Here is a 21,601-nt window from a genome sequence, read left to right on the forward strand (position 1 = left end):
AACCATCATACCATCAGGGAAATTAGGGCATATTCCTGTACGTGTTCAAAATAGTTACTCCGCTTCTTCAAAACCATCCCAATAATATTCTCCCTCATAAATACCTGAGTCAATGTAATAATCAAATCGGAGTGGCAGCTACGAAGAAAATTTGCCCCTGTTTAAAGGTTTACTTATATTAGTTCAATCACTGTACTAACCAGCCCTAAGGCCCAAATAAAGTATAATGAAATTAGCACCTATCCAGACGTTTGAAATCCAGGATGCCGGACAAAAACAATTTCACAGGATCGTACTCTTAAATACAGGAACCGTTGTGGGATATTATTCGCAGGACGAGACCTGCTTTTTAGAGTGGTTTAAAGGAAATGAAATCGTGGAAACAAAGGTAGATGAAATAGCCTGTGATGTTTTCGAAACCCCGGCTTTCTTCCATTTTCAAAACTACGTAGGACTTTATTCTTCCAAAAATGACTTCGTCATTCTATATAGTGAAAGCAATAAAAACACTCCCACCAGGATTTCTATCACGAATCATCTTCCTGAAACAAAGTATCCAAATTTCGATAGACCCCTGTCGAATTACCATTCGGCAGGTAACACTGATACCAACATAATGCCTATACTTTTCACCAATGGAGGCATGTTACCTGTATATGCAGCCAACCTTCAGGTTGATGTAGAAAAGGGAACTGCCAGTTGGCTGGATTTAAAATACTGGAACAACAAACAACCGATCGCCCTGGAAAACGAGAGTTTCGATAAGCCGCAAAAACCATTTACAATCTTGCATGCACTGAATAAAAAGAACGTTACTTTCCTGTACGGGATCGGCGACAGGGATGGCGGTTATTTAAAGCCGGGGATGGAGTTCTCGGAATTAAGTACGGTAGATGAAAAAGGAACGGTAAAAGAGACATTATTTTCTCTGGGAAGATTGTACAAAGAGAGTAAAAAGGGAGGTAAAGAATGCACATTCTCCTCATCGGGCAAGTATGCCATACTGACGCCGGCATTTAAATCAGACGATTGGAAAAACAAACAGAAGTTATTAGAGCTGGAGAGTAAACAGCTTATAGACCTGGAACTTCCGAAAGCGCTTTCGGATTACCGGGTAATTGATCATAATAATGAAGTGTTTTTGTTGGTGAATCGGCATCCCAACCTGGTATTTGCCGGCACTGATAGTATTATTATTTGTAAGGCACAATAGCCGTTAGCGTTATATCAACAGCTACAAAAGTTACTGCGATAATCAGGCATAGCCAGGCGTACTTGCTATCCTTTTCTTTTTCTCAGGCAGAGTATTCTCCGGAAAACGGAGTAGCATCAACAATACACCTAACATGCAAAGAAGGTTGATGCCACTACCAGGCTTTAGCTTTATCTACTACAAGTTAATAGTAACACTACCACCTGTGATGTTGGAACTCTGAGTAATTCTTATAACTAATTGATTAAAAACAAAAAGGCACCGCGAGAGCGATGCCTTTACTAATTTCAGAGCGTCCTGCTCCAGTTGTACCGATCTCGGGAATGATATTGAACCACTACTCCGGTTTATATCGTTTATAAAAGACATTGTCCATGATATTGATCAGGCACTTAGGCATTTTCTAATAGCATTAAAGCAGATGTTCTTGTGCGGCCTGATAAACTGTTCTGATCACTGGTTGAAAGCCCAGGCTTCTGGCAAGCGAACTATCGGAATGGAGATACCAGGGGTTAACCAAAGGTTCTGACGACGACTCCATCGTGTTGCCTGCAAGCTGCAATAACTCGTAGAGCGATGTCGGGGCCTCATCAGCAATGTTCACTATGTGGTTGTCCATAATGCCATCCAACGCCATGCTGATAGCGGTATAGATATCGTGGTGGTGAATGGTACTCATTCTCATGGCAGGGTGAAACTTTGCAGCGGCCACATGTTGAGGTAATGTGTCGAGATGCCCGTCACCATCTCCGTACACAAATGGGAACCGAAGGATTGACCAGTTAAGCCCGCTCCCCCGCAGTTCATTTTCTGCCGCAACTTTACTGGCCGGATAAGCATGTTGGGGGGTAACTTCATCATCCTCACGGCCGGGATGCGGGTTATTTATGTTATAGACATGGCTGGTACTGGCAAAAATGAAACGTGCATCAGGTGCATGTGCTTTCGCTGCAGCGATCAGGTTGCGGGTCCCCTCCAGGTTACTCTTCCAGATCAAATCTGTATCGGGTGATCGGAATACGGCTGCCAAATGAATGATAGCTGAAGCCTCTTTTACAGCTTTGGCCAGTGATGCAGGGTCTAACAGATCACCTTCCACAACCATTGTTCCGGGTGGAGCTTCTTTCTTACCGCGCATCAGTGCGCGGCAATCAAAGCCAGCATTAATAAGTCGCGGCAACAGGCGCGCACCAACCAGACCGCTCCCACCGGTTACTAATATTGTTCCTTTTTGTTCTTTCATTTTTTGAATTTTATCCTGAACAAAGGTCGGAGCTGCTCTTTTAAACATGCCGGACAAATAGTATTAGTTCCCTGACAAATCCTTAGAAAATTGGGCAATTGTTTGCCCCGTGACTTTTTTAAAAAGGCGGGAAAAGTATTCCGGATCGTTAAACCCCAGTCCATAAGCCAGCTCCTTGATCGTTGTTTTTTCGGCATAGCTGATACGTCGCCTTGCTTCCAGGATCAGCCGCTTGTTGATGAACTCTTTTGGTGAAAGCCCGGAACAGTGTTTAACGATCTGATATAAGCCATTGGTATTGACACCCAATTGCCGGGCGATCCTGCTGATACTGTAATGATTCGTCAGGTTATGTTCTATGAATACTTTAAAAGCTATAAACGTAGAAAGCTTGCTGTCCACAGGATTTCCCTGCAACCTGAAATAAGCGGTATTGATTTCTGTAAGCAAACTGTTTAGGTGTGCCAGGATCAGTTCCGCCTCAGTATGCCAACACTTTAACAGATCGAGCAGCATAGTGAAGATGGCTTTCATACGCATTGCCGCAGATCGTTTAAAACTCACCTTCTGATAATTCAGCGGATTGATCAGAAAAGGATATTGTTTCGGCAATAAGGACAGACAGCTTTCGTCAAAACCCAGTTTGATGAAATTCGCGCCTTGCTCCAGTACCGGCTGATCATGGATCTGGTATGGCATAACAAATATCAACTCGTTGTCGCCCGCTTCATACTGCTGCAAGTCTATGTTGTGCCAACTACACCCATCCAGCATAAACAAGAAAAGGTAGTATGGCGTGACCTGCGGAGCATTGTAGTCAGCTGCCTCCAATTGTGATAGGTGGCCGAAATCAGGAGAAACGATCCGGATCGGAAGCTTGTCGTTTTGCCTGAGTTTGTAAAGAAAGGAAGCACTGTTCTGCATATTCAGTAAATTTAAAAAATGTATTGTAAGGTATGTAGGAACTTTAATTAAATGACTTTACAGAAACATAATAGCAAGTGCTGATAGCATCAGAACGCTTTTTCTCCGATCAGTTAAAACTTTGCCGGAAATCTAAAGGGCTTTGCCTGGTTTTACTTTTAAATAATTTATTAAAGGATTGTGGATGTTCAAAGCCGAGCTCGTATGCGATTTCACTTACGGATAATTCGGTTGTGGACAGTTTTTCTTTGGCCTTATCGATCAGTTTATTGTGAATGATCTGCCGGGTGGTCTGCCCGGTCAGTTGTTTCAGCAGGCTACTCAAATATTTAGAGGAAATGTTAAGCGCGTCGGCGAAGTATTGTACAGAGGGTAAGCCTTTCGAAAGTAAGGCTTCGTTGCTTAAATATTCGTTTACCATCTCTTCAAACCGATCTAAGATCTTATGGTTGGTGATCTTCCGGGTGATGAACTGGCGCTGGTAAAAGCGTTCTGCATAGTTCAGCAGCGTTTCCAGGTTTGAGATGATAATGTCCTGGCTGAACTTATCAATGTTAGAATGATATTCAGTTCTGATATTCTTTACCAGGTCATTGATAACCATTTCTTCCTTATCAGAAAGGAAAAGCGCTTCATTTGTGGAATAGCCGAAGTATTCGTATTTCCTGATCTTTGTGGCAAGTGATGTGTTCCATAAAAAGTCCGGGTGTATGAACAGCATCCAGCCTTCGAGATTTGGTGGCACGCCGTTCTCTTCACCACGCAATACCTGGCCAGGAGACATAAAAGCCATGAGCCCTTCGTCAAAATCGTACTTCTGCTGTCCGTAGAAAAGATTGTCGCAACCCCTTTTCATGGATATTACATATAAGTCAAATATAACAGCGTGGATATCCGGATCACTTTTCAGGCCTTTAAGATCGAGAATACTGATCAGCGGGTGATGCGGTTTGGGAAGCCCCATCAAACGGTGTATCTCCGTTATAGACTTTATCCTGTATGGCTTTGCATTTGGCATATCTATGAGTAATTTAATCTTTGAACGGATACTTCAGCCATATCATAATTAAAGGCATGGCTAAGAACGGGATTTCTATCAATGCCATCTTCACATTCCCGGCCCGTATTGCAAACGCCATGATCACAACAATTGATATTGCATTCAGCAAATTACCCAAAAAGAACGTTCCAGGGATCAGTAAGAGCACACCGATTGCGATAGTCAAAAAAACAAAGATCGGGATCGCCGGTTCACTTATTCCTAAGTCCGCCATCATTTTAATTGTTTCGGGATTGTTTCTAAAGTGCGATGTGTCCCAGGCATGTTTGAAACTGAGTGATACGGACACAATCAATAACAACAACGAAATTAAGTTCTTTATCATAATTAATTAGGTATTTAAGATACAGGAAAAATCCTATTAGCGGAATGGCAATGGAAACCATGAACCCGAACCTTGACAGTAGAAATATTAATTGTCGGCGCACAGTTATTCTACACGTTTCCACTTGTAGGTTTTACCCAACATAGGAACACCTTTGTAGCCGCGTATTTCAAGGCTGTTTGCGTTTTTCAGCTGGCCTTTCAAACTATAAGTATTGCCATCCTGCACGCTATACAGTTTACCATCACGATATTCACCATCTTTGTAAACAAGCTCAGTGATATGGGTAAGGCCTTGCACGGACCTGCTTCTCAGTTTCCCGTTGGGATTTTTGACGTCCTTCTTCGGCGTTTTACCATCAGCTTCAAACATATCCTTTGCCCATAACAGTTTGGCCGCGTAGGTGTTACCTGCTTTAAAGACCTCTATTTTATAATCTTCGCATTGCCAAACACCTATGATTTGGTCTGGTGATAATTTCTGAGCGAAAGATGAAATAGACAGCAGGAGTATGATCACCGCTAAAATTGATTTTTTCATTTTTGAAATATTTATTTGCTGGTATTTAGTTGTTTAAATTTTTCGAACTCCCTGTGTCCGAATCTCATCAATTGACCTGGCATGATCCTGCTAAGTAGCTTAACTATCTTAACTAAAAATGGCTTGATCTCCGGTGTATTTTTTATAAGCCCATTAATGGCAACATTTACCATTTTATCCACGTCCATCATTTGGTTTGGATTGGGCTGCAGTACCCAATCATTTTGGAGATTGGTGTTAACGCCCGGGGGGATCACTTCGAAAACTTTTACATTGGTTTTGCTAAGCTGTAACCTCAGTGCCATCGTGTAAGCGTGGGCTCCCGCCTTTGATGCACTATAAACAGGTGCCGATGAATAGGCCATAAATGCAATTGCTGAAGAAACATTGACAATCGCAGCCGACCTTTTTTTAATCAGATGTGGCAGGAACTGATGTACCATGCGAATCGTGCCTGAAAGATTAATGTCGATCTCACGCGTGATGTTTTCCAGGTCTTTGCTGCTGTCCTGTACATCGATGAGCCGCATCTCGCCCGCATTATTGATGATCATATTCAATTCGGAGAATTGTTGTGTCACCTGAGCATAAAGACGCTCAATGTCCCGCGGGTTACTCACATCGCTTTGGAAAATGTGTATTTTCGGGAAAAGCTTTTTGGTATTATCTAAGGTTTCCTGGTTGCGACCTGTAACAATGACCTTAGCTCCCCGGTCGGTAAGCTGTTTCACAAATTCCAGACCTATTCCGCTGGTTCCTCCTGTAATCAGGATGGTACTGCTCTTTAAATCCATATTACTTTACATTTTGTTGATGCAAAGTTCAGTCACAACCAGTCATGGAATGTATCCAAAAGTCGCGAAGGTGTAGCAGAAAGACATATGATTGCTTAGGCCAGGACTATGTGTCCTCAAGTCATTTACCTGAGAGGCGGTTCAAACATAATCTGGTGTTTAAAGAGAGGGGTATTGAACCGCTTCTATCGAAGGGGGCTTCAGGCATAACTCATTGAGTTTAAAAGAAAAAGGTCTCATCGATATCGATGAGACCTTTCTTTCCGGAGCGTCACTCCTAAGTTGTACCGATCTCGGGATACCGATCTCGAAGAACCTGATGCCACAAAGGAATATTGATATTTTTAAAATGACAAACATTGGTTTATATATTAGGGTATAATATGCTTTATTTGATCAGTGTAAAATATGACCATAATTTATTAACTGATCCCCAAAAATGTCAGAAAACACAAAGAAAATCTCATTTATGTTTCTTCACCGGTGACTCCACCACCTATTTTTGTAAGCTAAAGTTCTACCTTATAGGAGCAATTTCTTATAAATCCAAAGCCTTTAGCTGATAACATGCAGATAAAAATCCTTTGTACACGATGGGGCCACGAAAACATCCCCATAGAAGCTTTTCTTGAAAAGGTAATATCCGCAGGATATGACGGCGTGGATTCCTGGCTACCCGAAAATAAAAATGACAGGAAGGTATTTATCAAACGTAGCAAAGAACTGGGATTACCAATAGTTGTGCAACAGCATCAGGCGAAAGGTGCGGATATACGAACCTTTTGCAGGAGCTTTGAATATCATCTGAATGCGGCAATGGAATGTGAACCGGTAATTATTAATTCGCATTCAGGAAGAGATTTCTTTACGATCAATGAACAACTTGCCATTATTGATGCGGCGGAAAATTTTTCAGCGGAGAATAATATTGTTATTGCGCATGAAACGCACCGGGGAAGAATTGGATTCAGCCCGGGCAATGCAAAAGAACTGTTTAAGCTAAGACCTTCCATGAAAGTAACCGCCGATTTCTCACACTGGGTTTGTGTTACAGAAAGCTATCTTGAAGGATTCAAAGAAACGGTTAACGAAGCAATCAGGCGCACCGTACATATACATGCCCGTGTGGGTTTTCCTGAAGGACCGCAGATACCTGATCCGCGACTGCCGGAATGGGCGGAGCCGCTGAACTACTTTACCGGCCTGTGGTCCGGGATCATCCGGGGAAAGAAAGCCGAAGGCATATCCCTGCTTACCATTACAACGGAGTTTGGGCCACCGCCTTATATGTGGACTACTTCACCGGGTAATACCCCGGTAGCTTCGCAATGGGAAGTGAATTTATTTATGATGCATCTGCTGAGAGATATCATTGCTCCACAACAATAACCCTCATGTATTCAGCTTCACATTATTTTACCTGCTAATTCATTTTTGCTAACTTTATCTCTTAACACGTTATGCTGTGTTGATGGGCGGAAATATTTCCCACCTTTAATAACGCCGGTTGCCAACAATATTTAAGAGAAAAGATAATTCAATGGGTAATAACTTTTTTAAATATCTGAATACAGGTCCAATCGAGGAGAAATGGGGAATTTATGTAACTACGGTGGGGTATTCAAAAGTAACACCGAATGAACGTTATCCCAAAGAAGAACATCCCCAAAGCCATCAGCTTACATGGAACAGGGGAAGGATGCTGACGGACTATTACATGATATTTATTTCAAAAGGAAAGGGAACATTCTGTTCGGCATTAACCGAGCCGGTGGAAATTGAGGAGGGAACCTGTTTTTTTCTTTTCCCGGGAGTATGGCATCGTTACAGGCCGGATATCCGCTCGGGATGGGAAGAATATTGGGTTGGCTTTCACGGGTACTATGTTGATCAACTGATGAAACAAGGCTTTTTTGATCCCAATCAGCCATGTATCAAAACAGGGCTGGATAGAGATATGCTGGTATTATTTAAAAAGATGATTGATGTTGTAAATGCCTCGCTTGTAGGTTACTCACAACAGATTGCGGGTTTAACGCTTGAGATACTCGGTTTGGTCAATACCATATCGCTCAGTAAACAATATGATCATAGCCCGCTGGAAAAGGCAATAACGAAAGCAAAGTTCCTGCTACAGGAATCACTGGAGCACCCTGTAGATATCCCGGAACTTGCCCGGCAATTGCCTATGGGATATTCTGCATTCAGGAAGAATTTTAAGGCAGTAACGGGGCTGTCGCCTAATCAATACCATTTAAATTTACGCATAGAGCGGGCAAAAGAACTGCTTGAATCAACATTGCTTAACGTGGAGGAAATCGCAGATCAAACAGGGTTCGACAGCATTTATTATTTCTCCAGGATCTTTAAGAAGAAAGTTGGCCTTTCTCCTAATACTTATCGTAAAACATTTGCCGTTGAATGAAACTCCGTTGCAGGTAATTATGTTTCATCGCTTTATTTGCCTTTTATCTTATCGCGGTATTCACCGGGCGATAATCCCGTTTTTGATTTAAAGAACGTTACAAAATAACTGGCAGACTCAAAGTTCAGGTGAAAGGCAATTTCCTTTACCGGTAATATCGTACTGGCCAGCAATTCTTTTGATTTCTGCAATTTTATTTCAAGTTGATATTGTGCGGGTGAAAACCCTGTATACTGTTTAAATACTCTTCTGAACCAGGAATAGCCAATGTTTAGCGTTTTAGCGATGGATTCGGGAGTAACATCATCACCGGTTTTTTCGCGCATCATCATTCTTGCTTTATCAATCTGAGCGATGATGGCTTTATCTCTGAAAGAGTTATTTTTCTCAGCGTAAAAGATGAAGCCCAGCAGCAGGCTGGTAATACCGGAAAGTACCTGTTGGTAGGCCATTTTCTGGTAATTGGCTGTTTCAATACCCTGGTTGAACAAAGCCACAATCTGTTCATTAAACCCCACATTATAGACCGGGCTTTTCCTGGAGAAGAAAAGATTATCAGTTAACTGTTTCATATAACTGCCATTAAAACCTACCCAGTATTCATTCCATCCTTTGCCTTTAAGCGGCCGGTAGGTATGCCATTCGCCGGGAAATAGCAACAGGATAGTACCGGCAACGACTTTAGTTAGCTTGCAGCTCGCCGATTCAAATGAACCTTCTCCTTCTGTAATGTACAGCAGGATGTATTCCTGCAATACCCTTCCGGTATTGGGGCTGAACCAATATGCCGATGGATGGCTTTTAGGAGGGTAGTCACTATTGGGCGATATAACCTGGAAACCAATAGTAGTGGTGTATAATCCCCACAGTTCGTCTGTTTCATTTACTGTCAGATAATTGACGTTTTGATTCCTTTTATTTTTCATTGGTGTGTCAAAAAGTTAAATGATTCCATCAGAATTTATCAATGCACCTTTTAGATTCAGGTTACTTTGCATTACCAACTTAATTGAAAAACAGGATAGATGACTACTGAAATATTAAAGTTCCGGCTGACTTTAAATTGTTTTATGGCGAAAAATTTTTGATAGAAAGTTTTCATATAAAAGTAGCGCTTTTTGTGATGATATCAACGTTTCATTCCGGCTGCAGATCAGCAACCGGAGGTTAAATTCACGTTTGAAAAATTAATCTTTATGAATGCATCAACCACCTGTCGGCCTGCCGCCGCACAGAAGTAACCGTCATTTCTAAATTGTAAATAATTCCACTACCAGCGATGTTTAAAACCAAAATCTCATGTTATGTTAAACAAGCAATTTGATTCTCTATTGCCTATCAAAGCATCATTTTTATTGCTATTCCTTTTGGGCATCTCACAAATTTCCTTTGCTCAGCAAAAAATAACGGTAAGCGGTAATGTTGTATCAGACAGCAGTCAACCCGTTTCCAATGTAACTATAAGAATAAAAGGCGGGACTGCCGGTGGAACCACTGATGAAAACGGCTCCTTTAAGATTAGCGTTGCTAAGGGTGCAGTCCTGCTTTTTTCTTCTATAGGATATGAAGAGAAACAGGTAACAGCCATGAAAGATGGAGCGGTACTAACGGTGATGCTTACCCCAAGCAATGCCAGGTTAAATGACATTGTGGTGGTTGGATACGGGACCCGCAAAAAAGAAACGCTGACAGGTTCCATTGCTTCTGTTAAAGGAAGCGACCTGGTTAAATCACCGGCGGGTAATTTCTCCAATTCGTTAGCAGGCCGATTACCTGGTTTGGTGGCTATTACCAGAACAGGCGAGCCTGGAAATGACGGATCCACCTTACGGATACGCGGGGCCAATACACTTGGCGATAATTCCCCGCTTGTGGTTGTTGACGGCATTGCCGGCAGAAGCCTGGAACGGCTGGACCCCGCCACCATTGAATCTGTTACGATCTTAAAAGATGCGTCTGCAGCGATATACGGATCACAGGCGGCCAATGGCGTTATCCTTGTCACCACCAAACGCGGCGCATCCGGTAAGCCCACCATTCAATTCTCCCTGAACCAGGGATGGAATACACCTACCGTTCTTCCCAAAATGGCGGATGCGCCTCTTTATGCACAGTTACAGAATGAAATTTCCGCTGCTTATCATCCCGGCGACCCATTACCTTATTCGGCAGAAGATATCCAGAAGTATAAAGATGGCTCTGATCCCTGGGGGCATCCCAATACGGATTGGTTTAAAGAAACAATCAGGAAAAATTCCCCGCAACGCTACGGCAACTTAACGTTGTCAGGCGGCGCTGAGGCCATAAAGTATTTCATTTCACTTGGATCGAATTTTACCGACGGGATTTTCAGGGACGGAGCTACTAACTATTCGCAGACTAATTTTCAAAGTAATATTGACGCAAAAGTTACCAACAACATCCGTTTGAGTTTTGATGTGGTTGGGCGGCAGGAAAACAGGAACTATTCAGGCGGAGGCGCCAATGGAGGAAGCGCCGATCAGGCACAAAATGTTTTCTGGGCATTAAACAGGTCTTTTCCTACCTGGCCGGCGAGATGGCCTAATGGCTTGCCCGGGCCGGATATTGAATATGGCGCTAACCCGGTAGTGCTGGTTACAGATGCCACGGGTTATACCAAATCAAGAAGTTATATTTTTCAGAGTAATGTAAGGCTCGTGGTTACTATTCCATGGGTAAAAGGACTGTCGTTAACGGGTAATGCAGCAATGGACAGAACTATTGTCAGTACCAAACAATTCAGAAAGCCATGGTTCCTCTATACCTGGGATAAAACAAGTTTAGATGCCAATGGAACTCCGCTGCTGGTAGCATCAAAGAAAGGAAATACTGATCCGCGGCTGCAACAGTGGATGGATAACAATTCTAATGTAACCCTCAATGCGCTGTTAAATTATGACAGGGTTTTTGATAAGCATGATATTAAAGTTCTTTTTGCGGCGGAACGTATTGCCGGTGATAACATGAATTTCTGGGCTTTCAGGAGAAACTATACCAGCGATATTCTTGACGAACTGGATTTAGGAAGTAATGAATTAAAAGATAATGGAGGATCATCCGGTGTGGCCCGCAGGTTAGATTATTTCGGAAGACTAAGCTATGCCTATGACGCAAAGTACCTCGCTGAATTTGTGTGGAGGTACGACGGCTCTTATATTTTTGATCCGGCCGGTAAGCAATTTGGATTTTTTCCAGGGATATCCCTGGGATACAGGATCTCTAATGAAAAATTCTGGAAAGATAATATCGCTTTTATCAATGAAATGAAAATAAGAGGCTCCTGGGGAAAAACTGGTAACGACCGGATAGGGCCCTATCAATACCTTACAACCTATGGCTACAATGGTGGTTATGTATTTAATGAAAATGTTCCGCAACAGGCGTTGAAAGCATTACGTATTCCAAACGCCGGGGTTACCTGGGAAATAGCCAATCAATCCAATATCGGCGCTGATGTGGAGCTGCTCAATAATAAATTAGCGGTAAGCGCTGATTATTTCTACAACCTGCGTACCAATATCCTGGCCTACAGAAACGCTTCTGTGCCGGGTTCTGCCGGATTAAGCCTGCCGCAGGAAAATATCGGGGAAGTGGTTAACAAGGGTTTTGAATTGCAGGCATCATATCGCGGTAGTGCCGGCGATTTCAAATACCAGGTGTCTGCCAACGGCGCCTGGGCAAAGAATCATATCAGGTTCTGGGATGAAACACCCGGCGTGCCCGACTATCAGAAGTCTACCGGCAACCAGATGAACGCAAGATTGTATTACCAGGCAACAGGTGTATTCGCAGACCAGGCAGCGATTGATAAATACCCTCATTGGACAGGCGCCCGCCCCGGAGATATTATATTCAAAGATGTAAATAACGATGGACAGATTGATGGCCAGGACCAGGTTAGAAGCAACAAAACTACCATACCAACATTTACCGGCGGGCTCAGTATCGATTTACAGTATAGGAACTTCTACGCAAATGTATTATTCCAGGGAGCAGCCGGTGCGGAAAGATCCTACCGGACTTTTTCCGGCGGGCCAGGTGTCGGGAATTTTATGTACAACCTTGTAAAAGACCGCTGGACACCGGAACATCCAAGTACTGTTAACCCGAGAGTATGGGAGCGTGGAGGCGCATATTGGATGACAGATGGAGAACCTAATAACACCTATTTCGTTAGAAGCAGTGATTATTTAAGATTGAAAAACTTTGAGGTTGGTTATAACCTGTCATCCGGCATCGCGCAAAAAATAGGCATACAATCGCTGAGGATCTATGTCAGCGCCCTGAACTTTTTAACGTTTACAAAGATGAAGGATTTCGATCCTGAATCTCCTGACGACGCTCCGGGCTCCATTTGGGTGAACAGTGAAGTATATCCATTGAACAAAACCACTAACGTTGGATTAACGGCAACATTCTAAAATCAAAAGTGTATGAATTACAGAAACTCAAACTTAATATATATCGCTACCGGGTTTATATCACTGCTGCTAACATCATGTGGCAAAAGTTTCCTTGATACAAAACCTTCCACACAATTTACAGAAGTGGATGTCTGGTCTGATCCCAACCTGATACAACTGAACATGAACAGCATTTATAACCAGAACCCCTGGTCGTTCTTCATGACTTCGCTGGCTGTAGATGAGGCCAGGTGCTATGATGGGGGAAATGATTATAATATGAGCAACATGCTGATGTCGCCTGATAATGCAGGCTGGGGCGACTGGAACGGCAGGTACAGCGCTATCCGGGACTGCAATATATTCCTGGAAAATATAGACAAATTGCCGGATGATCCGGCGCTGATTGATGGCGTTACACTGAAAGACAGGTTGAAGGGCGAAGCCACTTTTTTCAGGGCATGGTATTATCAGTTGCTCATCAGTTATTTTGGCGGTGTACCCCTGGTTACGAAATCCTATAAATTAACAGACGATTTCTCCGCCGCGCGGAACAGTTATGCAGAGTGCGTGCAGTTTATTTCCGGCGAATGTGATAAGGCGGCTGCATTATTACCCCTGGTGAATACAGGTGCCAACAAAGGAAGAGTAACAAAAGGCGCCGCTTTGGCGCTTAAATCAAGAGTATTGCTTTATGCAGCCAGCGATCTTCATAATACAACATTTTCCGGGTTTTCCAACCCTGAGCTCCTGGGATATGTAGATGGCGACAGGAAGCAACGCTGGCAGGCGGCCAAAGCCGCCGCTAAGGCTGTAATAGACCTGGGCATATACGGTTTGTATCAGCCCGGTCCTGCATCAACAGAGGAGGCCGTTCAGAATTATGAGAACCTGTTTATCTCAAAAAATAGTATAGAAGACATCTTTATCCGTTATTACAATGCCTCCGTAAACCAGGGAGCTGACTACTGGCAGGTTTTCCCAAATGGATATGGCGGTATTGAAACAAACGGCGCCCCCAGCGAATTGGTAGACGCTTATGAAATGAGTGATGGCACTAAATTCTCCAGAACCAACCCTGCACAGAATCTTGAACCATATAAAAACAGGGACCCGCGTTTTTATGCTTCCATTTTATACGAGGGTGCCACGTTCAGGTCAAGGCCATCCAACTTACTGACAGCCGACCCCGTAGGAGTTTTGCAGGTAGGTACCTGGGAAAAGTGGGATGCTACCGCTAATAAAATCGTGTATACGTATGGGTTAGATAGCAGGAACAGCGTGGTTTATGGAGGCGGTTATAATAATACCGGTACCTGTATGCTCAAATTTATAAACCGCAAAACCGATATGTATGTAAATCACCAGGATGACCTCACCTGGCGCTTCATCCGTTACAGCGAAATCATACTCAATTATGCAGAGGCCTGTATTGGATTAGGAGAGGAGGCGGAAGCACGCACCTACATTAATATGATCAGGAAAAAAGCGGCCATGCCTGATGTAATGGACGCCGGCGCGGCCCTGTCAGCAAGATACCGGAATGAAAGGCGTATTGAACTGGTGTACGAAAACCACCGCTTTTTTGATGTGCGCCGCTGGATGATCGGGCCGGAAGCCTATCACCCAATGCATGGGGTTAATGTTGTGTACAAACTGAATCCCGATCATACAACTGCCACCATTCCCACTGTTACCCCGGTGCAGATCACAAGTGGAAAGTGGGATAATAAGGCCTACTTTTTACCAATCGCAAGGAGTGAAATGAATAAGAACGATAAGTTAGTGCAGAACCCCGGCTATAATTAATATCGCGTGTAGCATTGATGGATTTTTATTGAAAATAATATTCATACCAGTTATTAACTCAAAACAGTAATGAAATATACATATCTGAACATCCTTTTTACCGGTTGCCTGCTGACAATTACTTTGAATATATCCGGGCAATCTGAATGGCAAAAAAAGTATAGCGACCCCAAAACGGTTCAACAAATGTTTGTTAGCCCTCCAATGTTCTATGCTCCCCATACTTTCTGGTTCTGGGATGATACCATCAGGGATGAGCATTTTACGGCTGCTATGGCAGAGGAAATGATGAAGCAGGGACTGAACCCCGGATATGCACATCCCCGGGGTTCAATGGATCGCTTAAATCCGGCATTTTCTTCATTACCATATAAGCAATACCTGGAAAAACCCTGGTTCAACAGTTTCGGGAATGCCATGCAGGCAGCAAAGAACAAAGGATTTACCCTGGGGTATTGTGATGAATATGACTGGCCAAGCGGGCAGGCAGCAGGACGGGTATTAGCGCAGCATCCTGAACTGGAGGCAAAATACCTGGATTGGAAACGGTATAAGGTAACGGAGAAATCGACCGTTTATTATGATTCAACAGATTTTGCCGTGGCAGGTAAAATAGCCGGCAATGCCATTGATGCTGCATCGCTGCGGATCATTGGAGAAGGAAGCCATTTCAAATGGACGGCGCCACCGGGCGAATGGGTGGTGTATACTTACACAAAAAGATTCCATCCCGGAATTGATGGTGGGAAAGTTAACTATCTCGATCCCGGATTAATGGAAGTTTTCATCCCGCTTGTTCACGCGCAGTACGCCAAAAAATTTGCAAATGATATGGGGAAAACAATTCCTGGCGTTTTTGTTGACAATGAAGGCGACTATGGCTGGCGGATGGCGTGGTCAGAATATCTTGCCAAACGGTATAAGGAAATGAAAAAACAGGATATCCGTTTATGGCTTCCACTTTTAACAGAAAAGGACAACAACGGTTTGTTTGCAAAAGCCCGTTGTGATTGGTTTGATGTTGTTTCAGACGTATATAACAAATGTTACTTTGAGCCTTTGGTGAACTGGCTCAAACAATACAATATGTATTACATCTCCAATCTGTGGGAAGAATCATTGTTGTTACAAACTGCCGCCATGGGCGATTTTATGCGCGTTACAAGAACAGCAACTATGCCCGGAACGGATTGTCTTTTAATGAAATCGCAGGATGTTCATGATTTTAAGGAAGTGCAAACAGTAGCCGAATTGGAAGATCGTCCTTTTATGAGTGAAATTATGGGCGTTGCAGGATGGGAGCAAACACCCGCTATGATGAAAATGACTATTAATTCTATTACATCATTTGGTATTAACCACGTGGTGCCACATGGAATTAACGTTAACCGGAAAATTGAACAGGATCCGTATCCGCCGGATTGGTTTACCGAAAATCCATATTGGCCTTATCTGCATAACTGGACGGACTTTTCGAGGCGGGCTGCTTTTGTAAACAGGCAAAGTAAGCTTGTGGCGGATGTTCTCCTGGTAAACCCGCTTGAAAGTATTTGGGCAAACGCTGAAGGCTTTTTTACGCATGAGGAAAATTTTGGCCTGCTGGAAGGCAAAGAAATCTGGGATACGCTTTCACTCGAGATCAACCAGGTGTACTCCGATGCTATGAGAGAATTAAATAAAAATAACATCGACTTTTTAATCGCTGATAAATATTACCTGGATAAAGGAAAAACAGGAGCCAATAATAGCGGTGCAAAGATCACTATTAATGACCACAACTTTTCGGCGATCGTTCTTCCACCGGCTTGTGTTATTTCTCATGCCGTATCAGGTAAGATACTTGAATTTGCTAAAAAGGGTGGCGTTGTGCTGCTCTTGGGTACAACACCCGAAGGATCGCCGGAGAAAGGCATGAAGGATGCATTGATCATTAGCCAGATGAATGCATTAAAGCGGTTGCCCAATGTTATTGATCTGTCGGGAGATAAAGACAGGCTGAGTAAAATGGTTACTGCTTTGAATGAAAGGGTCCGGCCACAGATCCGGTTGGAAAACTCAGGCCGGCTCTACACTGCTCACAGAACTATTTCCAATAACCACTTTTACTGGCTTGCCAATAACTCCGATACCGTGAGAAATTTTTCAGCCTGGTTCAGGGATGGCGATGGCATGGCGCAGATATGGAATTGCGAAACCGGTGAACGTACACCCGTTGCATACGTGAAGGAGAAGGGATATAACAAGGTAAAAATGACTTTACAACCTTACGAAGGTTATTGGCTTGTATTTGAGCCCGGAACAAGCGATATGAATCCATTGGTACAGCATGAATCTGATTTAAAAGAAATTAAGCTCGATGATAAATGGACCATCAGTTATCCGGGGAAAGACACTGTTTATAAAACTACGGCCACTTCATTCACGTTAGCCGGCAACGGGTTAAGCGAAGATCTTATGTTGTTGGCATATAATGATTCAAAATGGAAGTATACCAGTTTTATGACAGCGCAAAAACGGAACGGGGATGGGCAGAAAGATGAAATAAAGGATAATGATGCCACTGGTTACCGCTACTGGAGGGTCAATATACCAGTTGGTGCAAAAACAGTAGTGTTCCCTGATAATATGATTGGCACAACGGTTTGGATGGATGGCGTAAAAACAGACGTGGCGGCGGCGTCAATTGACTTGCCTGCTGATGCACGGTTGCTGTCGTTTGCAAGGTCCGTCAAAAGTGAGCAGACGCTGACTGCCCCGTTGAAATTTATTGTTGGCAGTAAAGCAAACTGCCCCCTGCAATCCTGGTATGCCTATGGACTTCAGCAGTATTCAGGATATATTGATTATGAAATACCTGTTGTGCTGAAAGATGTAAATACCAGGACTACAATAGATCTTGGTGATGTAAAGTATATGGCGGAAGTATTTGTAAATGATAAACCCGTTGGAGACCGGCTATGGGCGCCCTTTGTATTTGATATATCCAAATACCTGCAGGAGGGAGAAAATAAAATAAGAATACGGGTCGGGAACCTGATGGTTAATGAAATGTGGATGAAATCGGATCTGGGCAAGCTCCGCACCTGGGGCTGGGTAGGTGTGCCCGATTTTAGTAAATATGACGCTGGTTTGTTAGGCCCCGTTAAGTTAATACAGGCAAAATAATAATACTATGGGCTTACAGGCATTTGCCTGGCGTGCCTGATATTTTTTAAAAAAAGCTGCATATATATGAACACGTTACTCACGCAAAAGCAGATTCAATCTTATAGGGAAGATGGATTTTTATTAATTGAGAACTTTCTTAACCAGGAAGAACTTTCCCATTGGCGGCAGGTTATTACGGAGGCCGTTGAACAGAGAGATGGCAGGAAAATGCCCGGTAGTGATAAAAAAATGGGCGAAGACGACGGGATCAATACGGAAAGTGAATATTTTGGAAAGGTGTTTGACCAGATGATTAATATCTGGCAAACAAACGATGCGGCAAGGCAGATTATGCTTGATGAGAGATTGGGCAAAATGGCCGCAGAATTAGCAGGGTGGGAGGGTACCCGGATCTGGCATGACCAGGTGCTCATAAAACGTCCCTGGGCCAATCCTACTTCGTGGCACCTGGATACGCCTTTCTGGTCGTTCACCGATAAGCGGGCACTATCAATATGGGTAGCTTTAGACGACGCTACAAATGAAAACGGGTGTCTGTATTTTATTCCCGGATCTTATCATGAAACCGGTTTTGAAAACCAGGCTATCGGGAAAAATATGGATGCAATATTCCAGGTTTACCCACAGCTTGTAACTAAAAGCGCTGTTGCCGCGCCCATGAAGGCGGGTAGCTGTTCTTTTCATAATGGTTTAACAATACACGGCGCCGGGGCCAATATGACCAATGGCTTCCGCAGGGCGATGACCTGCGCTTATATGCCTGATGGCGCCAGATTTAACGGCATAAAGAATATATTAAGTGATGCGCAGGTAACCAGGTTGAAAGTCGGGGATCTGCTGGATGATGATGCACAGAACCCGCTGATTTATACAGCCGGGATTCAATAGGCCCACCAGGTAATGCTGATTCAAAGTAAATTCCATAAACTGTGTAAAACATATAAAACCGGGGTTCTTTCAGGGCCCCGGTTTTATATGTTTATGTTTGATTGAAAGGAGGAGCTTAATGAGATATTTCCCTGACGGAAAAGTTAACAGGCGTACTACAATGTTTATTCAGGGAAATGCTGCCATTGTTATTTGCCTGAAGCCGGGTAATATCTTTGTTTGTTACTACTTCATATTTTGAGCCTGGTTGCAATCCATTAATGGTGAATTGATAGTTGCCGTGTGATGAAATAGTCCATGCAAATACATCATTCTTCCACGAAGTAATTTTCATGTCAATACGATTGCCCGGATCTGCACGAACCAGGAGTTGCGCAGTATCTTTATTACCAGGGTAGAACTTAAGCGTGTTCCCGCTTTTATCTGCACCAAAAGATTCGTTACTTTTTACAGAAAAGCTACCGGTGCTCATTAAATAATCATTAACGCTCAATTCAAGGTGATAAACGGTATGCCTGTGGATATATGAAAACTTCGTTCCGTTCAGGGTTTCAGGCATATTGGGTTCCAGCCCCATCCTGTTCCATTTTGGACGAAGGCCGTAAATATCCTTGTATAACGCTGTAATGCTGGTACAGATGCCAGCCAGGATATCATCCCCCAGTCCAAGCTGGGTTGTTCTGCTGTAGCGCTGCGAAGAGAGTCCGTCTTTTTTATACTGATCAAGGAGATGATTAATGAATTTAAGCGCAATGTGCTTATCATATTTCACATAGGCGTTGATACCAAGATATCCCCATGTGGGAAATATATCTCCGTTTTCATATTTAGGGAAAGGCCAGTTGCCATCGCTTACCTCTTCTCTTTTAAAGGAATCGAAGCAAAGCGGCCAGTGAAACAGGTGTTCTGCCGTTGTTCTTTGTTCTATTTGATCAAGAATGAGTTTTATGCGTTCCTTGTCGTCACACAATCCAAAGGCAATGGCAGCAAAATTTACAGGAGTAACCAGGTTGTCGCCATGAATGGTGTTGTCTTTATCACGCCAGTACACATACTGCTGTTTGGCCGGCGACCAGAAGCCACCTTCATCAACCGGCCTGTTAAATGCACTTTTAAGACGGGCAGCTATCGCTGAATAATGGCCGGCCATTTTAGGATTGCCTAAAATCGTTTCACATTTGGCCCATAGCGTTAATGCTTCGTATAATTGCGCATTTACAAAAGCGTTTTCAAAGCTTGCCCAAACAATGTCTAACCAGTCGCTTGCCTTTTTTTCCGCTACGCTGTTATTCATCATTTCATAGATCCCGTTGTTGTTGGAATCCCGTTTTATCAGCCAGTCCAGCGCCTTTTCACAGCTTGCCTGATGTGCTCGCAGCCATTGCAGGTCACCATTCAACTCAAACAGTTCGCTTGTATTGATCACATAGCCCGTTTGTGAATCAATGGTATATCCCCACATGGCTTCATAATAGCCTGTTTGCGGGTTATATGTGCCGGGAATTTCATCGCCGGGTACATTATGCCAGCGGGATAACACACGACCATCGTTGAGCATCGCCTGATCTCTTTCCTGGTCCAATGTTGCCGCCAGGTTTTTTATATAGTGCGGATCATTCAATGCCATCCCGATCTGTGCAAAAAATGGCTCATGCAAACATTTCCAGTTGGTGAGCCAGCCATTTGCGCCTACTATATTGTTGTCTACCACACCATACCGCCCGGTTGTATTTAAAAGCTCGCGTACTGCTGTTGCATCAATACCGGGAAGCGTTCCTCTTGCATATTCCTTATTGTAATCAATGTATTGTAGTTCCAGGCTTAGCTTTACGCGTCCTTTTTTTACCTGGAAGGGAGCAAATACATCGTACTTTTGTGATACGAAGCGGCTCAGGTGATGGCGTTGCTGCAATTTGGAGTCAGTTAGCAATTGTGTAAAAGTGAACTCGCCATTTTCGCTGTGGGAATATTTTGAAGCCATTTTATTTGCGCTTCCTGGTTGAGGCGATATCCTTAACGCATCTCCCGAATCAGCATTCCAGAATGTTACGCCACCGGTATGAACGCCATAGGTATCGTTAATTTGCTTTAGGTATTTGCACCAAACCATCCCACCGTTATCAATAATTCCTCCTTTCCAAACGGATAGATCTGTAAAATTCCATTTTGGAAAGGCCATGTCTTCCAGGTCGGTTGTTGTGCTATAGTTGCGGGTAATATCCCAGGTTATTTTATCTCCTTTGATAGTAAAGTCCCATGTTTCTTTAATTTGAAGCGCCCTGGTTCCGTAGGTGATACCACTTAGCGATATGCCTTTCGGGGTATTTGTTATTTTAATATCGCCTGTTTGATCAGCAGATGAGGCGGTTCCACTTCCTGCAGTGACACCGGTGTATACACCCGAAGATGATATCGTATTTTTATTTTGCAGGTTTACCTGTTTAATAATGCATCCCTTTGAATAGTCAATTCTGATGGAAAGCTTTTGATCAGGAGTGGTAATTGTAATTATTTTGGCAGCCCGGTTGTGTAGAATACCATTTTGCGAAAAACATAGATCGGGGATCAAAATGAAACTGATAATAATTGCTAATATTCGCGTCATAAACGGGATGGAATTGAACACCGGGAGCCCACTGGCATAACAGTGCTGGTAAAGATTGTTTATAAAATCAATAATATCCTCAGGTTGGCCTGCCTGCACCAGCTAATTTACGTCCGAATATTAAGAGCGTTTTTATATGAAAGCGTTTTTTATTTGTACTTTTTGCCAGTTTCCTAACCCCAA

15 protein-coding genes are annotated in these 21,601 nt (G+C 43.3%); 7 read left to right on the forward strand and 8 right to left on the reverse strand.

The window, feature by feature from the left end; translation table 11 throughout:
- Positions 1-226 precede the first annotated feature (226 nt).
- Positions 227-1,213 (forward strand): hypothetical protein, encoded by a 987-nt coding sequence (locus B5Z18_RS29690; protein WP_079473209.1) that lies wholly within the window; start codon positions 227-229, stop codon positions 1,211-1,213.
- 412 nt (positions 1,214-1,625) lie between these two features.
- Here the strand turns inward: B5Z18_RS29690 and B5Z18_RS29695 are convergent, their stop codons facing one another.
- The 6 genes from B5Z18_RS29695 to B5Z18_RS29720 form a co-directional block, all read right to left on the reverse strand.
- Positions 1,626-2,504, reverse strand: a complete 879-nt coding sequence (locus B5Z18_RS29695) for an NAD-dependent epimerase/dehydratase family protein (RefSeq protein ID WP_235016082.1) — start codon at positions 2,502-2,504, stop codon at positions 1,626-1,628.
- 15 nt (positions 2,505-2,519) lie between these two features.
- Positions 2,520-3,380: a helix-turn-helix domain-containing protein gene (locus B5Z18_RS29700; protein WP_079473211.1), complete on the reverse strand. Its 861-nt coding sequence runs from the start codon at positions 3,378-3,380 to the stop codon at positions 2,520-2,522.
- Between the two features lie 109 nt (positions 3,381-3,489).
- Entirely contained in the window at positions 3,490-4,398 is a 909-nt protein-coding gene (locus tag B5Z18_RS29705) for a helix-turn-helix domain-containing protein (protein WP_079473212.1), read from the reverse strand.
- A 13-nt stretch (positions 4,399-4,411) separates the two neighbouring features.
- On the reverse strand, positions 4,412-4,765 hold the full coding sequence (locus B5Z18_RS29710) for a hypothetical protein (RefSeq protein ID WP_079473213.1): 354 nt from the start codon (positions 4,763-4,765) through the stop codon (positions 4,412-4,414).
- Positions 4,766-4,870: 105 nt separating this feature from the next.
- Complete coding sequence (locus tag B5Z18_RS29715) at positions 4,871-5,305, reverse strand: DUF2147 domain-containing protein (protein ID WP_079473214.1); 435 nt, start codon at positions 5,303-5,305, stop codon at positions 4,871-4,873.
- A gap of 11 nt (positions 5,306-5,316) precedes the next feature.
- Complete coding sequence (locus tag B5Z18_RS29720) at positions 5,317-6,099, reverse strand: SDR family oxidoreductase (protein ID WP_079473215.1); 783 nt, start codon at positions 6,097-6,099, stop codon at positions 5,317-5,319.
- Between the two features lie 567 nt (positions 6,100-6,666).
- Here B5Z18_RS29720 and B5Z18_RS29725 point away from each other — a divergent pair.
- Positions 6,667-7,488: a sugar phosphate isomerase/epimerase family protein gene (locus B5Z18_RS29725; protein WP_079473216.1), complete on the forward strand. Its 822-nt coding sequence runs from the start codon at positions 6,667-6,669 to the stop codon at positions 7,486-7,488.
- A 151-nt stretch (positions 7,489-7,639) separates the two neighbouring features.
- Positions 7,640-8,524, forward strand: coding sequence for an AraC family transcriptional regulator (locus B5Z18_RS29730; protein WP_079473217.1), 885 nt, complete (start codon positions 7,640-7,642; stop codon positions 8,522-8,524).
- Positions 8,525-8,556: 32 nt separating this feature from the next.
- Here the strand turns inward: B5Z18_RS29730 and B5Z18_RS29735 are convergent, their stop codons facing one another.
- Positions 8,557-9,450 carry an AraC family transcriptional regulator gene (locus B5Z18_RS29735; RefSeq protein WP_079473218.1) on the reverse strand — a complete coding sequence of 298 codons (894 nt, stop codon included), beginning with the start codon at positions 9,448-9,450 and terminating at the stop codon, positions 8,557-8,559.
- Between the two features lie 378 nt (positions 9,451-9,828).
- Here B5Z18_RS29735 and B5Z18_RS29740 point away from each other — a divergent pair, with 378 nt between their 5' ends.
- The 4 genes from B5Z18_RS29740 to B5Z18_RS29755 all read left to right on the forward strand — a co-directional run bounded on the left by B5Z18_RS29740 (position 9,829) and on the right by B5Z18_RS29755 (position 18,813).
- The gene (locus B5Z18_RS29740; protein ID WP_143313744.1) at positions 9,829-12,966 is read left to right on the forward strand and encodes a SusC/RagA family TonB-linked outer membrane protein; all 3,138 of its coding nucleotides are present in this window, start codon (positions 9,829-9,831) and stop codon (positions 12,964-12,966) included.
- Positions 12,967-12,978: 12 nt separating this feature from the next.
- Positions 12,979-14,757, forward strand: a complete 1,779-nt coding sequence (locus B5Z18_RS29745) for a RagB/SusD family nutrient uptake outer membrane protein (protein ID WP_079473219.1) — start codon at positions 12,979-12,981, stop codon at positions 14,755-14,757.
- A gap of 69 nt (positions 14,758-14,826) precedes the next feature.
- The gene (locus B5Z18_RS29750) at positions 14,827-17,922 is read left to right on the forward strand and encodes a glycosyl hydrolase (RefSeq protein WP_079473220.1); all 3,096 of its coding nucleotides are present in this window, start codon (positions 14,827-14,829) and stop codon (positions 17,920-17,922) included.
- Positions 17,923-17,988: 66 nt separating this feature from the next.
- Positions 17,989-18,813 (forward strand): phytanoyl-CoA dioxygenase family protein, encoded by an 825-nt coding sequence (locus B5Z18_RS29755; protein WP_079473221.1) that lies wholly within the window; start codon positions 17,989-17,991, stop codon positions 18,811-18,813.
- Between the two features lie 115 nt (positions 18,814-18,928).
- Here B5Z18_RS29755 and B5Z18_RS29760 read toward each other — a convergent pair whose 3' ends face one another.
- Positions 18,929-21,418 (reverse strand): alpha-L-rhamnosidase-related protein, encoded by a 2,490-nt coding sequence (locus tag B5Z18_RS29760; protein WP_159454481.1) that lies wholly within the window; start codon positions 21,416-21,418, stop codon positions 18,929-18,931.
- Positions 21,419-21,601 lie beyond the last annotated feature (183 nt).

The organism is Chitinophaga ginsengisegetis (assembly GCF_900168065.1).
GTDB lineage: Bacteria > Bacteroidota > Bacteroidia > Chitinophagales > Chitinophagaceae > Chitinophaga > Chitinophaga ginsengisegetis.